Annotated in this window: 5 protein-coding genes, 1 tRNA gene and 1 pseudogene; 2 read left to right on the top strand and 5 right to left on the bottom strand. The window is 58.4% G+C overall.

From position 1 onward, the window contains the following. Window positions 1-508: GGDEF domain-containing protein (locus AD670_RS31325; RefSeq protein WP_172681538.1), on the top strand; the 508-nt coding region annotated here is incomplete at its 5' end. Between the two features lie 39 nt (window positions 509-547). On the opposite strand, the pseudogene AD670_RS32135 reads toward AD670_RS31325, so the two are convergent. From AD670_RS32135 to AD670_RS30370, 5 genes and pseudogenes are all read right to left on the bottom strand, one after another. Then, window positions 548-1074: pseudogene (locus tag AD670_RS32135) on the bottom strand (DDE-type integrase/transposase/recombinase); the annotation flags it as partial. Between the two features lie 74 nt (window positions 1075-1148). Further along, window positions 1149-1224, bottom strand: a tRNA-Thr gene (locus tag AD670_RS30385). 121 nt (window positions 1225-1345) lie between these two features. Beyond that, window positions 1346-2722 carry an HlyD family type I secretion periplasmic adaptor subunit gene (locus AD670_RS30380; RefSeq protein WP_053140908.1) on the bottom strand — a complete coding sequence of 459 codons (1377 nt, stop codon included), beginning with the start codon at window positions 2720-2722 and terminating at the stop codon, window positions 1346-1348. Continuing rightward, window positions 2712-4865: a type I secretion system permease/ATPase gene (locus AD670_RS30375; RefSeq protein ID WP_053140905.1), complete on the bottom strand. Its 2154-nt coding sequence runs from the start codon at window positions 4863-4865 to the stop codon at window positions 2712-2714. The genes AD670_RS30380 and AD670_RS30375 overlap by 11 nt, the downstream gene beginning before the upstream one ends. Window positions 4866-4910: 45 nt before the next feature. Continuing rightward, on the bottom strand, window positions 4911-6263 hold the full coding sequence (locus AD670_RS30370; RefSeq protein ID WP_053140902.1) for a TolC family outer membrane protein: 1353 nt from the start codon (window positions 6261-6263) through the stop codon (window positions 4911-4913). 346 nt (window positions 6264-6609) lie between these two features. Here AD670_RS30370 and AD670_RS30365 point away from each other — a divergent pair. Continuing rightward, window positions 6610-18045: retention module-containing protein (locus tag AD670_RS30365; protein WP_053140899.1), on the top strand; the 11436-nt coding region annotated here is incomplete at its 3' end.

Genomic DNA, 18045 nt, shown 5'->3' with positions numbered 1-18045 from the left:
GCTGTTGAGGCAGTTAAGTTGTACTGATTTTTTAACGGGGTTACTCAATCGTCGGTATTGGTGCGAGCTGGTCTCGGGACGTATAGCTCGGCCAAAATTCATGGTGTCAGCTGTTCTGGTAATGGTTGATATTGATCGTTTTAAGTTTGTAAATGATGCGTACGGCCATTATGCAGGCGATAAAGCGCTTTGTATTTTGGCAGATGCTCTAAGGTCAAAGCTTAGATCCGTAGATTGCATATGCAGATTTGGTGGGGACGAATTTTGTATATTTCTCACGGATATTTCGGTTAAAGAGTCAGTTGCGAGAATGGTTGAGGTTAGTAAAATATTTGAGGCAGAGGTGGAGAAGGCTTTTCCGGCATCTAATGCGACTCTAAGTGCGGGAGTTATGCCTTGGAATTCTAGTATTGTTGACGTGGACAGTTGGATCGCTCTGGCGGACAAAAATCTATACAATGCAAAAAGGAATGGACGCAATCAGGTTTTTACAGGTATCTCAGAATAAGCTTTGAGTCGCCACTGGTTTTCTCGGCACACTCCAAGCTCACTGTGTAGTAATTTCAAGCTCTACCTGTGAAGACTGATTGTTGAAGTCATGATGTCCTTTGGGTTGAAGAAACCTTGATGCAATCGAATACAACCCCGCGAGCATCTTCCTGCGTTGTGTGGATTCTTCTCTTGATTCGTTCCCGCTTAAGCAACTGGAAAAAACTTTCAGCTAAGACGTTGTCTGACAGTTCGCACTATGGCTCATGCTGGCAATGAGTTTGTTGGCCTTTAAAAAGCTGCGCCAATCAGAGCTGTTGTGCTGGGCGCCCTGGTCAGAGTGAGCCGTTCCTCCTGCTTCAGCTTACGCCTCCCCATGGGTATCAGCAGCGAATCCATGGTCAGGTCGCTGACCATGTGACTTCGTTGACCAACCAATGAATTGGAGTGAAAACAGATCCAGCGCCACGGCCAAATACAGCCAGCCTTCATACGTTCGGATATAGGTGGTGTGGGTGACCAAGCATTATTGGGCTCTCTTGCATCGAACTGGCGCTTTAGCAAGTCTGGTGAGAAAACTGCTGGGGGGATTGTACGTGTATTTGTACGTCTGGCAGAAACAACAAGGGCCTGCATCGCTGCAAGCCCTTGTTTTTAGATGGTGCCGGCACCAGGAGTCGAACCCGGGACCTACTGATTACAAGTCAGTTGCTCTACCAACTGAGCTATACCGGCGTGTTAGGGCGACGATTATAGCGACTGCCAAGGTTCTGTAAACCCCTGAAATCTGACTATTTTTGCGAAAACCCAAGTTTTCGCAAATCTCCCCATATTTCTCTGTGCCATCAGCAAAAAATCAACGCTCGTGCATCGCCTCTGCACGGGATTTGATGATCGGCTTGAGCAGGTAGCTCAGGATGCTCTTCTTGCCTGTGATGATGTCCACGGAGGCAACCATGCCCGGGATGATCAGCAACGGCTTCTCATCGGTGCCCAGGTGGCTGCGGTCGGTGCGCAGTTTGATGATGTAGAAGGTGTTTTTCTTCTCTTCGTCCATCACGGTATCGGCACCGATGGTTTCGAGCTTGCCTTTGAGGCCACCGTAGATGGTGTAGTCGTAGGCGGTGAATTTGATCATGGCTTCCTGGCCAGGGTGCAGGAAGGCGATGTCTTGTGGGCGGATCTTCGCTTCTACCAGCAGGGTGTCGTCCAGTGGGACGACTTCGGCCATGTCGCTGCCTGGCTGGATCACGCCGCCGACGGTGTTGACCAGCATCTGCTTGACGATGCCGCGCACGGGCGAGGTGACCATGGTGCGGCTGACGCGGTCTTCCAGGCCTTTGGAGGTGGCTTGGGCCTTGCTCAGGTTGGTGCGGGCTTCGTTCAGTTGAGCCAGGGCTTCGCTGCGAAACTTGCCGCGGGTTTCGTCGACTTTGCGCTGCACTTCGTTGATGGCGGCCTGGGCGCGGGGGATGGCCAGGGTTGTGCCGTCGAGCATGCCACGGGTTTCGACCTCGGAGCGCTTGAGGCGCAGCACTTCTACCGGCGAGATCGCGCCTTGCTGTACCAGCGGTTCGGACATGCCGATCTCCTGGCGCAGCAGGCTGAGGCTGTTGCGGTATTGCTCCTGCTTGGAGCTGAATTCACGTAGCTCTTGCTGGCGTTGCAGCAGTTGCTGTTGCAGCCCGCCAATTTCGTCTGCCAACTGCTGGCGGCGGCTGAGGTACAGGGATTCTTCGTTCGAGGCCTGGTTGGGTACGGCTTTGCGTGCGGCATCGGTGATGTTCAGCGGTCGATTGTCGACCTCGGCGCTGAGACGCTCCACGCGCAGTTCCATGGCCACGCGGTCGGCTTCGGTTTCGCCGACGTTGGAGGCAAATCGGGTGTCGTCCAGGCGGATCAACGGCGCGCCGGCTTCGACGATCTGCCCTTCATGCACGTAGATCTGCGCGACGATGCCGCCTTCCAGGTTCTGGATCTTCTGGATGCGCGAGGAGGGGATTGCCTTGCCTTCGCCCTTGGTCACTTCGTCGATGATCGCGAAGTGGGCCCAGAGCAGCAGGAACACGAAGAAGCCGATCACGCCCCAGATGGTCAGGCGCACGATGCGGGGGGCGTCGTCGATCAGCGCTTTTTCGACCTCGGGCAGTGGCTGGTCATCGAGTGAGTCGCGGCCCTTGAAATAGCGGAAGATGACGTCCTTCAAACGGCCTGCGCCGGACTTAAGCAACACTGATCTGCCCCTTTTTCAGCGCTTCCATAACGGCCGCCTTTGGACCGTCTGCGAGTATCTGGCCACGGTCGATCACCAACAGGCGGTCGACCAGGCTCAGCAGCGAAGCGCGGTGGGTGACGAGAATCACCGTCTTGTTTTCGATAACCGACTGCAGACGCTGTTTCAGGCGCTCTTCACCGGTGTTGTCCATGGCGCTGGTGGGTTCATCCAGCAGCAGAATCGGCGGGTTCAGCAGCAACGCGCGCGCCAGGGCGACGTTTTGGCGCTGGCCGCCGGAGAGGTTTTGCCCGCGCTCGCCCACTTGCAGTTCATAACCTTGCGGGTGCAGCCTGGCGAATTCATGCACGCCGGCGAGTTCGGCGGCTTGCAGCACCATCTCATCGTCCACGTAGCGCGCACCCGAGACCAGGTTGTCACGCAAGGTGCCGGCCAGCAGTTGGATGTCCTGCGCGACGTAACCAATGTTGTGGCGCAACTCGCTGACGTCGATCTGGCGGATGTCCACGCCATCGACCAGCAACGAGCCGGAGTCCGGCTGATACAGGCCGACCAGCAGCTTGGCCAGCGAGCTTTTGCCCGAGCCGCTGCGGCCGATGATGCCGATTTTCTCGCCGGGGCGAACATTCAGGTTAATCCCGCGCAGGGCCAGGGTTTGCTGGTTCGGGTAGGTAAAGTCGACCTCGCGGAACGTCATCGCACCTTGCAGCGCCTTGCGGCTGAGCGGGCGCTCGTCGAAGTTGCGCTCCTGCGGGAGCTCCATCATCTGGTCCACCGAGACCATCGTCACCTTGGCTTGCTGGTAGCGTGTCAGCAGGCCCGACAGTTGGGCCAGCGGGCCAAGCGCGCGGCCGCTGAGCATGTAGCACGCCACCAGGCCGCCCATGCTGAGGGTGCCGTCGATGATCTGGTACACGCCGAAGATGATCATCGCCACGCCGGCCACTTGCTGGATCAGCAGCGTGATGTTCATCGCCAGTCCGGACAAGACCTTGACCCGCAGTTCCAGGCGGCTGAGGGTGCCAATGGTCTGTTCCCACTGGTATTGGCGTTCGCTTTCGGCGTTGTTGACCTTCACCGCATCCAGCCCGGCGAGGGTTTCAATCAGGCTCGACTGGCGCTCGGCCCCCAGGGCCATGGTGCGCTCAAGTGTCGCGGTCAGCGGTTTTTGCAGGAAATGGCCGATCCCCAGGGCCAGCGGGAAGGCGACGATGGGAATCCACACCAGGTGGCCACCCAGCAGCGCGATCACGCCCAGGATAATCAGGGTAAAGGGCAAATCGATCAGGCTGGTTAGAGTCAGGGAGGTGAGGAAGTCGCGCATCCCCTGAAACTCGTGGATGTTGGAGGCGTAGCTGCCGACGCGCGCCGGGCGCATTTTCATCGACATGCCCACGATGCGCTCGAACAGCGTCGCGGAGATGATCAGGTCGGTTTTTTTGCCGGCAAGGTCCAGGCACAGACTGCGCATGCTCTTGAGCAGCAGGTCGAACAGGTAGGCGCCGCAAATACCGATTGCCAGCACCCACAGGGTGGCGGTGGCCTGGTTCGGCACCACACGGTCGTACACGTTCATCACAAACAACGGGGCAGCCAGGGCGATCAGGTTGATCACCAGGCTCGCGGCGATGGCGTCGGCGTACAGCCAGCGCGAGCGTTTGAGGGTGTCTTTGAACCACGAGTGCGCGCGCGGGATCAGCGTGCCGCTGGTGATGTCGAATTTATGTTGCGGTTGGGCGAAGAAAACCCGGCCGCTGTAGTCCTGACTCAACACCTCACGGCTGACCTGGACTTCGCCGCCGTCACTTTCGCTGAGCAACAGGCGGGCGGTATCACCGTCCCATCCCAACAGCACCGCACTGCGTCCTTCCTTTAACAGCAGCAAGGCTGGCAGTGCGATAGACGGGATCTTCTCCAGCGTGCGCTGCAGCAAGCGCCCCTGCAAACCCGCCCGAGCTGCTGCGCGCGGCAGCAAGTCTGGGCTCAGGCGCTGCCCCGCCAAGGGCAGGCCGGTGGTCAGCATGGCCCGGCTGGCGGGCTTGTAATGCAGTGAGCAGAGAGCCAACAGCCCATCCAGCAACGGGTCGTCATGCTGAGTGCGCGGGTCATGGTTGAGTTGCGCCAAACCTATTTCAGAATCCAAGCTGACTCTCTCTTAAACGGTTGTGTGGTCCAACGCCGTCAAGAATCAGTTCATCCCTGGCAGGTTTACCGACGGTTTAATATCGTTCTGCACAACTGATGCCAGCGGGGCAACCACACCCTGACTTCTCAGCAGTTGGCCCATGTCGGCCTTGATTCGATACTGGGTGTAGATATAGAGGCTTTTGATTTGTGCCAAACGCTGTTGAGCGGTGAACAGTTCGTTCTCGCTGTCGAGCAAGTCGAGCAGTGTACGCTCACCCAGGCTGAACTGCTGCTGGTATGACGTGCGCACTTTGGTGCTGCGGTCCACGTATTGCTGTGCGATAGGCACCTGCTGGCTGGCATTGTTATAGGCGTTCCATGCCAGGCCCAGCTCTTCGTTCAACTGGCGCAGGGCGTTGTTGCGGATGTCCAGCGCCTGAGTGGCCTGGGAGGCCTTGGACTGCAGGCTGGCCTTGTCGCTGCCGCCGTTGTACAGGTTGAACTGCATGTTCAGCATGGCGGAGTAGCCATTGTCATGGCCTTCTTCGCCGCCGATGTTGTTGTTGGCCGAGCGTTGCAGCACCGCATCAAAGCGCGGGTAGAAGGTCGACTTGGCGGCTTCGTACTGCTTTTCGGCAGCGGCGATGTCCGACTCGGCAGAGCGCAATACCGGGCTGTCCGCGATCATCTCACGGCGTGCTTGATCCAGGCTGGCCGGCAGGGCGGTCACAATCCCCATGGGTTTTTCCAGCTGGTCGGGTTCTTTGCCCACCACACTCAGGAAGTTGGTGTTGGCGTCCGCCAGGTTGGTCTGCTCGGTGATCAGGTTGTTTTGCGCCTGAGCCAGTCGGGCTTCGGCCTGATCCATGTCCGCCATTCTTCCGACGCCACGGCTGGTGCGCAATTTGATCTGGTCAAAAATACGTTCGTGGCTTTTCAGGTTGTCTTCTGCCAGTTGCACCATCTCACGACGGGTCAAGACATCCAGATACACCTGCGCGACGGTCAGCGCGGTGCGCTCGGAGGTATTGAGCAGTGCATAGCCACGGGAATTGGCGGTGGCTTGTTGGCGGCCGACTTCATTGATGGTGCCAAAGCCCTGGAACAAATTTTGTTGCAGGCGGATGGTCGACTCGCCGCGATTCAAGGTTTTCCAATCATGGCTGTTGCTGGCGGCACGGGTCGAGGTGTTGTCGGAGCTTTCACGGCCATAACCGCCCAGCACGTCGACTTTAGGCAGGTAACCGCCCTGCGCCTCTCTGACCTGATAATCGGCGGCAATGCGCGCATTAATAGCTGCCTGGATCTCCGGGTGGTTTTCCACAGCGCTTTGCATGGCTTCAGGCAAGGTTTGGGCCTGGACGAAACTGGCGGCTAGAGCAAAGGGCACAGCTTTAAAGAGGTGCAAACGCATTCTGATGTTTCCCCGGAGATTGGTTGCCTGAAAACCGCAACAAACTTGGAATATTGCATTGGAGTGGCAACTCGAAATGCCCGTTTTTCTAGGGCGCCAGAGGGCGCAAACAGAAAGTCGCGAGGCCGCATAAATATCAATGTGACATTACCGGGCGGATTGTTTAGGATGACGCCCAATAGGTCAATACCTTGACGGAAAAGTAATTATTCCGACGGAACAACAAAATATTGACGCCAATATTTTATCAAAGAAATTAAGTACTCCAGCTATTGAATCGGCACCAGCGAGAGGGCCGGTCTCCTTGATGGATACCCCCTGAACGGTAATACACGGAGAGTCTTTTATGAGCAGCGTTGCGGTCGTCAAAAGCATTGTCGGTCAAGTGTTCGCAGTTTCCCCGGAAGGGATTCGTCGCCTGCTCGTAGAAGGTGATCGCCTGTTCGCTGGGGAGCAGGTCGATACCGGCCCTGCAGGCGCTGTGTCGCTGGAACTGGCTGATGGCCGCGTGATTGACCTGGGCCGCGACAGTCAGTGGAGCGCAAACGCTCCTGACTCGTCCACCGACCTGAGTGCCGCCACTGCTCAAGCCGCACCGTCCGTCGCCGAACTCCAGCAAGCCATCGCTGCCGGCGCCGACCCGACCCAAGACCTCGAAGCCACTGCGGCCGGCCCAACGGCTGCTGGTTCCGACGGTGCCGTGGGTGGCGGCCACAGCTTTGTCGTGCTGGAGGCCACCGCAGGCGCGGTTGACCCCACCATTGGCTACCCGACGACCGGCTTGAATGCCGGTGATGCAGTGAACAGTACCTTCACCGGCGCCAACAATAACGGCGTCGACCCGCGCAACGTCACCATCACCCTGACCGCCACGCCGAGCATCACCGAAGCCGGTGGCGTTGTTGTCTACACGGTGTTTATCACTCAGGCGCCGACCAGCGACCTCACCGTGACCTTGTCCAACGGCCTCTCTGTCGTGATCGCTGCAGGCCAGACCTCGGGCGCACTCAACGTCACGTTTGCCGGAAACGACACGCCTTACCTGGACGCCTCGTCGATTTCCGCCACCATTGCCGGCACCTCCGGCGGCGGCAACCTGATCATCACCACCGACCCGACGCCGGCGGTGACGCAGGTCAACGACACCATCGACACCACCACCGTCACACTGACCGCGACTGCATCGGTGGATGAGGGCGGCAAGATCGTCTACACCGCGACCGTGACCAACGCGGCGCAGACCGACGTTGTCATCAAGCTGTCCAACGACCAGACCATTACCATCGAAGCCGGTAAAACCACCGGCACGGTCAGTGTCGATACACCTGCCAACCTGGCAGATGGCAAGGACCTGGCCGTCAGCGCCACCATTACCAGTGCGACCGGTGGTAACTACGAAAACCTGGCGATCAATCCCGCGCCGGCCACTTCCACTGTCGTTGCTGTGGATGATCCAAGCGTTTTGGTCGCCGATACCAACACTATCGTCGAAGATAACGTCGCTACCGGCAACGTGCTGAGCAACGACAGCGACATTGATAACGTGTTGACCGTCGCGACCTTCAATGTGGGTGGTACCACCTACAGCGCAGGCCAGACCGCCATTATCCAGGGCGTGGGCAGCATCACGATTGGCACCGATGGAGCGTATACCTTCACGCCGGTCAAGGATTACAGCGGTGAAGTGCCGCAGATTGGCTACACCACCAATACCGGGTCGAGCAGCACGCTGACGGTGACGATTACACCGGTCAACGACGCGCCGGTGATCAGCATTGCGCCCCAAACCATCGACGAGAACTCCGCTACAGCCGGTACCGTCGCAGGTACGTTCAGCGCCACCGATGCAGAAACACCGCGCCAGGGCCTGACGATTTCCTTCACCGGCAACAGCAACGTAGACGGCTACTACAGCCTGTCCGGCAATAACGTTGTGCTCACGCAAAAAGGCGCGGATTTTGTTAACGCCGGCAATCAACTGCCGAAGATCGACCTGACCGTTAGCGATCCTGAGGGGCTTAGCTCCAATGGCACCGGTCAGCCGACCGTTACGCTGCACAACGATGTGCCGGTGATCTCCGTCGCCCCGGAAACCATTGATGAAAACTCCGCTACAGCGGGTACCGTCGCTGGCCGCTTTACTGCGACTGACGAAGAAACCCCACGCGAAGGCCTGACTGTTTCCTTTACCGGCAACAGCAACGTGGATGGCTACTACGCCATCGTTGATAACAACGTCGTACTGACCCAGAAGGGCGCCGACTTCGTTAACGCCGGCAATCAATTGCCGAAGATCGACCTGACCGTCACCGACCCAGAAGGCGCCAGCTCCAACGGCACTGGCCAGCCGACCGTTACGCTGCATAACGATGTGCCTGTCATCAGTGTTTCCCCAGAAACCATCGATGAAAACTCCGCCACAGCGGGCACCGTTGCTGGCCGCTTCACCGCGACTGACGAAGAAACCCCACGCGAAGGTTTGACTGTTTCCTTTACCGGCAACAGCAACGTGGATGGCTACTACGCCATTGTTAATAACAACGTCGTACTGACTCAAAAAGGCGCTGACTTCGTTAACGCCGGCAATCAACTGCCGAAGATTGATCTGACGGTTACCGACCCTGAGGGGCTCAGCTCCAATGGCACTGGTCAACCGACCGTCACGCTGCATAACGACGTGCCGGTCATCAGCGTCGCGCCAGAAACCATCGATGAAAACTCCGCCACAGCGGGCACCGTTGCCGGCCGCTTCACCGCGACCGATGAAGAAACCCCACGCGAAGGTCTGACTGTTTCCTTTACTGGAAACAGCAACGTGGATGGCTACTACAGCCTGTCTGGCAACAACGTCGTACTGACCCAGAAGGGCGCTGACTTTGTTAACGCCGGCAATCAATTGCCGAAGATCGACCTGACCGTTGCGGATCCTGAGGGCGCCAGTTCCAACGGCACCGGCCAACCAACCGTCACTCTGCACAACGACGTGCCGGTCATCAGCGTTGCCCCAGAAACCATCGACGAAAACTCCGCCACAGCGGGCACCGTCGCCGGCCGCTTCACCGCGACTGACGAAGAAACCCCACGCGAAGGTCTGACTGTTTCCTTTACCGGTAACAGCAACGTGGATGGCTACTACGCCATCGTTGATAACAACGTCGTACTGACTCAAAAAGGCGCTGACTTCGTCAACGCCGGTAATCAATTGCCGAAGATCGACCTGACTGTCACCGACCCTGAGGGGCTTAGCTCCAATGGCACCGGTCAGCCGACCGTTACGCTGCATAACGATGTGCCGGTGATCTCCGTCGCCCCGGAAACCATTGATGAAAACTCCGCTACAGCGGGTACCGTCGCTGGCCGCTTTACTGCGACTGACGAAGAAACCCCACGCGAAGGCCTGACGGTTTCCTTCACCGGCAACAGCAACGTAGACGGCTACTACAGCCTGTCTGGCAACAACGTCGTACTGACCCAGAAGGGCGCCGACTTCGTTAACGCCGGCAATCAACTGCCGAAGATCGACCTGACCGTCACCGACCCTGAGGGGCTTAGCTCCAATGGCACCGGCCAGCCGACTGTCACCTTGCATAACGACGTGCCAGTGATCAGCGTCGCCCCAGAAACCATCGATGAAAACTCTGCGACAGCGGGCACCGTCGCCGGCCGCTTTACTGCGACCGACGAAGAAACCCCACGCGAAGGTCTGACTGTTTCCTTCACTGGCAACAGCAACGTAGACGGCTACTACAGCCTGTCCGGCAACAACGTTGTACTGACGCAAAAAGGTGCCGACTTCGTTAACGCTGGCAATCAACTGCCGAAGATCGATCTGACGGTTACCGACCCTGAGGGGCTTAGCTCCAATGGCACCGGCCAGCCGACTGTCACCTTGCATAACGACGTGCCAGTGATCAGCGTCGCCCCAGAAACCATCGATGAAAACTCCGCCACAGCGGGCACCGTTGCTGGCCGTTTCACCGCGACCGACGAAGAAACACCACGCGAAGGCCTGACTGTTTCCTTCACTGGCAACAGCAACGTAGACGGCTACTACAGCCTGTCCGGCAACAACGTTGTACTGACGCAAAAAGGTGCCGACTTCGTTAACGCCGGCAATCAACTGCCGAAGATTGATCTGACGGTTACCGACCCTGAGGGGCTCAGCTCCAATGGCACCGGCCAACCGACCGTTACGCTGCATAACGACGTGCCGGTCATCAGTGTTGCCCCAGAAACCATCGATGAAAACTCCGCCACAGCGGGCACCGTCGCTGGCCGCTTCACCGCAACGGACGAAGAAACCCCACGCGAAGGCCTGACTGTTTCCTTCACCGGCAACAGCAACGTGGATGGCTACTACGCCATCGTTGATAACAACGTCGTACTGACTCAAAAAGGCGCTGACTTCGTTAACGCCGGCAATCAACTACCGAAGATCGATCTGACCGTTACCGACCCTGAGGGGCTTAGCTCCAATGGCACCGGCCAGCCGACTGTCACCTTGCATAACGACGTGCCGGTCATCAGCGTCGCGCCAGAAACTATCGACGAAAACTCCGCCACAGCGGGCACCGTCGCCGGCCGCTTCACTGCGACCGATGAAGAAACCCCACGCGAAGGCCTGACTGTTTCCTTTACCGGTAACAGCAACGTGGATGGCTACTACGCCATCGTTGATAACAACGTGGTACTGACTCAAAAAGGCGCTGACTTCGTTAACGCCGGCAATCAACTGCCGAAGATCGACCTGACCGTTGCGGATCCTGAGGGCGCCAACTCCAACGGCACCGGTCAACCAACCGTCACTCTGCATAACGACGTGCCGGTCATCAGCGTCGCGCCAGAAACTATCGACGAAAACTCCGCCACAGCGGGCACCGTCGCCGGCCGCTTCACTGCGACCGATGAAGAAACCCCACGCGAAGGTTTGACTGTTTCCTTCACTGGCAACAGCAACGTGGATGGCTACTACGCCATCGTCGATAACAACGTCGTACTGACTCAAAAAGGTGCTGACTTCGTCAACGCCGGCAATCAATTGCCGAAGATCGACCTGACCGTTACCGATCCTGAGGGGCTCAGCTCCAATGGCACCGGCCAGCCGACCGTCACCCTGCATAACGATGTGCCGGTCATCAGTGTTTCCCCGGAAACCATCGATGAAAATTCCGCCACAGCGGGCACCGTCGCCGGCCGCTTCACCGCGACCGACGAAGAAACCCCTCGCGAAGGTTTGACTGTTTCCTTTACTGGCAACAGCAACGTGGATGGCTACTACGCCATCGTTGATAACAACGTCGTACTGACTCAAAAAGGCGCTGACTTCGTTAACGCCGGCAATCAACTGCCGAAGATCGACCTGACCGTTAGCGATCCTGAGGGGCTTAGCTCCAATGGCACCGGTCAGCCGACCGTTACGCTGCATAACGATGTGCCGGTGATCTCCGTCGCCCCGGAAACCATTGATGAAAACTCCGCTACAGCGGGTACTGTCGCTGGCCGCTTTACTGCGACTGACGAAGAAACCCCACGCGAAGGCCTGACTGTTTCCTTTACCGGTAACAGCAACGTGGATGGCTACTACAGCTTGTCTGGCAATAACGTTGTACTGACTCAAAAAGGCGCTGACTTCGTTAACGCCGGCAATCAACTGCCGAAGATCGACCTGACCGTTACCGATCCTGAGGGGCTTAGCTCCAATGGCACCGGCCAGCCGACTGTCACCTTGCATAACGACGTGCCAGTGATCAGCGTCGCCCCAGAAACCATCGATGAAAACTCTGCGACAGCGGGCACCGTCGCCGGCCGCTTTACTGCGACCGACGAAGAAACCCCACGCGAAGGTTTGACTGTTTCCTTCACCGGCAACAGCAACGTGGATGGCTACTACAGCCTGTCTGGCAATAACGTTGTACTGACCCAGAAGGGCGCTGACTTCGTTAACGCCGGCAATCAATTGCCGAAGATTGATCTGACGGTTACCGACCCTGAGGGGCTTAGCTCCAATGGCACCGGTCAGCCGACCGTTACGCTGCATAACGATGTGCCGGTGATCTCCGTCGCCCCGGAAACCATCGATGAGAACTCCGCCACAGCGGGCACCGTTGCTGGCCGCTTCACCGCGACCGATGAAGAAACCCCTCGCGAAGGCCTGACTGTCTCCTTCACGGGCAACAGCAACACAAACGGCTACTACGCCATCGTTGATAACAACGTCGTACTGACTCAAAAAGGCGCGGATTTCGTCAACGCCGGCAATCAACTGCCGAAGATTGATCTGACGGTTACCGACCCTGAGGGGCTTAGCTCCAATGGCACCGGTCAGCCGACCGTTACGCTGCATAACGATGTGCCGGTGATCTCCGTCGCCCCAGAAACCATCGACGAAAACTCCGCCACAGCGGGCACCGTCGCCGGCCGCTTCACCGCAACCGACGAAGAAACCCCACGCGAAGGCCTGACTGTTTCCTTCACCGGCAACAGCAACGTAGACGGCTACTACAGCCTGTCTGGCAATAACGTTGTTTTGACTCAAAAAGGCGCGGACTTCGTTAACGCCGGCAATCAACTGCCGAAGATCGACCTGACCGTTACCGATCCTGAGGGGCTCAGCTCCAATGGCACCGGCCAGCCGACCGTCACCCTGGTCGACGACACCCCAACCGCCGCCGATAACCATATCGAGAGCAATGAAGACACCCCAATCGAACTGACCTGGGGGACTTTTGGCGTACACGATGAAGATTCCACGAGCCCTGCGGTGGTGTTCACCAGCCTGCCTGCCGGTTCCATCGAATACAAAGTCAACGGCGAGTGGGTCAAGCTCACCACGGCCGATCTGAAAACCGACACCTCGCCGGGCAAGGCCTTCACCCAGGCTGATTTCGATAACCACGACGTGCGTTACAGCCCGGCGGCCAATGAGTCGGGCGACAACAGCTTCGGCGGCACCGGCGTGGGTAACAAGCAAGGTGATTACACCGAGTTGAAGTTCCAGGCGACTGACGGCAACTCCTACAGCGAGACTAAAACCATCACCGTGGATATCCACCCGGTGACGGATGTGCCGATCCTGGTCATCGGCCAAGTGCCAACTGGTTTGACCATTCAAACCTGGACCGGCAGCAACCTGCCAGGTGCCTTGGGCACCAATGGCCAAGGCGTCACCGAGTCCAGCACCCTGATTAAGGTGATCAACGCCCAAACCGCTGATAGCGCAGCCTCCACAGGCGTGACCAGCAATGTGAGCAACGGGAATGTGGCCGAAGGCACCGCGACCAAAGTGTCGGGCCTGGTTTACCTGGAAGCCGGTCAGAGCTACACCTTCACCGGTACTGCCGACGACAGCCTGGCAATCACCGTGGGCGGGAAGCTGGTCGCTTCCGAGACCTGGAGCCAGGGCAACGGGATTGGCGGGTCGTCCTATACGCCGACCGAGTCGGGGTATTACACCCTCGACATCTACCACTACAACCAGAACGGCCCGGGCAACTACGACGTCAACGTGTCGATCAACAACGGCCCGTCGGTGTCGCTGGGCAGCAGCGGTGTGCAGACCTACACCAGTGCAGCAGCGTTGGAAGCGGCCGGCATGGTGCTCGGTGACAGCCATGTGGTGAATGGCGAAGGCTATTACACCGGCAACGTCTACAACCACGGCCTGGAAGACACCGCGATCAAGATCGCGCCGATTACTGCCACGTTTGTCGACAACGATGGCTCGGAATCCCATAAGGTTGAAATCAGCGGCTTGCCGGAAGGCGCCGTGCTCACCGACGGCACCACCGGTCATAGCATCGTCTCGACCGGCGCGAACACGCTGTACGACGTGAGCACCTGGAACCTGAGCACCCTGACCGTTACACCGTTCAAGGATTCGACGGCCAGTTTCGACCTGACCGTGAAGGCGACGGCCAAAGAGTTGAGCACCAACGTTGAAGAAGTCACGACCGGCAAAATCAGCATCGTGGTCACGGCGGTCGACGACGCCCCGGTGCTGGGTAACGGTTCGACCAACGCATTTGGCGACACCTACATCGAAGGCAAGCCAGGCGGCTACGTAGCGGCGAACCTGACCATCACCGACGTCGACAGCGACACCCTGAAGAGTGCCAAAGTCACGCTGGTCAACCACTTGACCGACGACGTACTGATCGCAGACGTCAGCAACACCAAAATCACCGTCAACTATGACAAGGGCACTGGCGTACTGACCCTGTCCGGCGAAGCCACGAAGGCTGAATACCAGGAAGTCCTGCGTTCTGTGCACTTCGCCAGCGAAAGCGAAGACCCGAGCCCGGCCAATCGCAACCTGACCATCACCGTGAACGACGGCCATTCGGACTCGGCTCCGGTGACCTCCGTGATCTACGTGGTTCCGGTCAACGATAAACCTGTGGTCAGTTTTGACAGCACCACGTTTGTCGAGCAAAAAGCGGCGGTGGCCCTGGTCGAAAACCTGAACATCACCGACGTCGACAACAAAACCTTCAGCAAAGTGGTGGTCACGGTTGATCACCTGGTGTCCGGTGACCTGCTCAGCAATGCCGACGTGCTCAAGGCGCTCGCCGTTGCCGGTATCACCATCACCGAAAGCGGCAGCGCCGCCGATGGAAAAATCACCTACACCCTGACCAGCAACTCGTCAGCCGGTAGCAGCGCCGCCGACTTCATCAAGCTGGTCGAAGCGATCACCTTCCAGGCCCCGGGCAACAATCCGGTCGGCACTGATCGCACTGTCACCATCGACGTCACCGATAACGGTGGCGGTAACCTCGACCGTGAGCCGCCGGAAACCGCCAGCGCCACTGGCAAGGTCGCCGTCGAACTGTTCAACGACGCCCCGACGGCATCGGCTAACTCTGCAGGCGCTGACGAGGACCATGCGGCCAAGATCGTCCTGAGCGGCGCCGATGTGGACGGCTCCGTCGCCAACTTCGTCATCAAGACGTTGCCGGATAACGGCAAGCTGTACAGTGACGCCAGCCTGACAACCGAACTCAAAGTCGGCGATTCGGTACCTGCGGGTGCCGATGGCAAGGCGGCGGTCTACTTCTCCCCGACTGCTGACTGGAGCGGCACAACGTCGGTCACCTTCACGGCGGTCGACAACGGCGGTAAAGCCAGCGCTGAAACCACTGCCCCAGTGACGATCGCTCCGGTCACCGACGCGCCGTACCTGAACCTGCTCGGTGGCGGCACCGTCACCTCGATCAACTTCGACAGCGCGCACCTCAACGGTTCGTGGGGCACCGTCGCAGTCGGCGATGCCAACAACGCCGCCGGCAACGGCACCCCTCCAGCCACCCAATGGTTGACCGGTAATAGCGACGGCCAAGTCGAAATCGGCCAGAGCAGCATTTATGGCGTAGAGACCCCAGGCAACAGCCAGGTCATCGAACTCGAGAAAAATGCCGGCGACGACGCCAGCCTGTACACCATCATCAAGGCCGAAAGCGGCACGGCGTACAGCATCTCGGTCGACTACTCCCCGCGCGCCGGTGCCGAGACCAATTCGGTCATCGATGTGTTCTGGGGCGGCGTCAAAGTCGGCACCCTGGACACCACCGTCGTTGGCATGAAGACCTACACCTTCGTGGTGCCGGTCACCGCTGACGGTGATGCCAAGCTCGAATTCAAGGCCCCGGCCGGCGAGACCAACAACTCCCTCGGTGGCGTGCTGGACAACATCAGCGTCACCCAGGTGCTGAACACCGGCCTGGAAGACCACGCGATCAAGTTGTCGGCCATCGACGCTTACGCCACCGACAAGGACGGCTCCGAGACGCTCAAGCTGGAGATCAGCGGTATTCCGGAAGGCGCGACCATCACCGATGGCAAAACGGGCCATACGTTCACCGCCAGCGCTGACGTTCACAGTGTCGACATCAGCCTGTGGGACAAGGCCACTCTGGTCTTCACCCCGGCGCAAAACGCCAATGGCCTGGTGAACCTTACGGTGACCGCCACTGCGCAGGATGGCGATGCTGCTGCGGTTTCCAAGTCGATCACGCTGCCGATCAATGTGATTGCGGTCAACGATTTGCCCGTCATAGATGTCGTGGCGAACCCGCTGCAGGAAGGCGCCGTGGCTGAAGGCACCGTTGCCGGTCACTTTACCGTCAGCGACGTCGAGACACCGGTTGCCGAGCTGAAAGTCAGCTTCACCGGCGACAGCAACAAAAATGGCTACTACACCATCGTTGGCAATGCCGTGGTGTTGACCCTGGCGGGTGCAAACTTCGTCAACGCGGGTAATAAGCTGCCTGCGATTGATTTGACCGTGACGGATGCCGATAAAGGCAGCTCGCACGATACCGCCACGCCGGACGTGACGTTGGTAAACGACGTGCCTCTGATCAGCGTCGCGCCAGTCACTATTGATGAGAACTCAGCTACTGCGGGCACCGTCGCTGGCCGCTTCACTGCGACTGATGAGGAAACGCCGCGCGAAGGTTTGACTGTTTCCTTCACCGGCAACAGCAACGTTGACGGCTACTACAGCCTGTCCGGCAATAACGTTGTGTTGACCCAGAAGGGCGCTGACTTTGTTAACGCTGGCAATCAACTGCCGAAGATTGATCTGACGGTTACCGACCCTGAGGGGCTTAGCTCCAATGGCACTGGTCAGCCGACTGTCACTCTGCATAACGACGTGCCGGTGATCAGCGTCGCACCAGTCACCATCGATGAGAACGCCGCTAAAGCAGGCACCGTCGCCGGTACCTTCACGGCCACCGACGAGGAAACGCCGCGCGCGGGTCTCACGATCACCTTCACCGGTACCAGCAACTCGGACGGCTACTACAGCGTTTCGGGTAACAACATTGTGCTGACCCAGAAGGGCGCGGACTTCGTCAACGCTGGCAATCAACTGCCGAAGATTGATCTGACGGTTACCGATCCAGAGGGGCTCAGCTCCAATGGCACTGGCCAGCCTACTGTCACCTTGCATAACGACGTGCCAGTGATCAGCGTTGCGCCAGTCACAATCGACGAGAACTCCGCTACAGCGGGCACTGTCGCTGGCCGCTTCACTGCGACTGATGAAGAAACGCCGCGCGAAGGTTTGACTGTTTCCTTCACCGGCAACAGCAACGTAGACGGCTACTACAGCCTCTCCGGCAACAACGTTGTACTGACGCAGAAGGGCGCTGACTTTGTTAACGCTGGCAATCAACTGCCGAAGATTGATCTGACGGTTACCGATCCAGAGGGGCTTAGCTCCAATGGCACCGGCCAGCCGACGGTCACTCTGCACAACGACGTGCCAGTGATCAGCGTTGCGCCAGTCACCATTGATGAGAACTCTGCTACTGCGGGCACCGTCGCTGGCCGCTTCACTGCGACTGATGAAGAAACTCCACGCGAAGGTTTGACTGTTTCCTTCACCGGCAACAGCAACGTAGACGGCTACTACAGTCTCTCCGGCAATAACGTTGTACTGACCCAGAAGGGCGCTGACTTTGTTAACGCTGGCAATCAACTGCCGAAGATTGATCTGACGGTTACCGACCCTGAGGGGCTTAGCTCCAATGGCACTGGTCAGCCGACTGTCACTCTGCATAACGACGTGCCGGTGATCAGCGTCGCACCAGTCACCATTGATGAGAACTCTGCTACTGCAGGCACCGTCGCTGGCCGCTTCACTGCGACTGATGAAGAAACTCCACGCGAAGGTTTGACTGTTTCCTTCACCGGCAACAGCAACGTAGACGGCTACTACAGTCTCTCCGGCAATAACGTTGTACTGACCCAGAAGGGCGCTGACTTTGTTAACGCT

It is taken from the genome of Pseudomonas sp. MIACH, from assembly GCF_001269925.1.
In the GTDB taxonomy this organism is placed as follows: Bacteria; Pseudomonadota; Gammaproteobacteria; order Pseudomonadales; family Pseudomonadaceae; genus Aquipseudomonas.
Note: the sequence above shows the minus strand (reverse complement) of the source record. Positions and strands in the feature narration are given on the sequence as shown.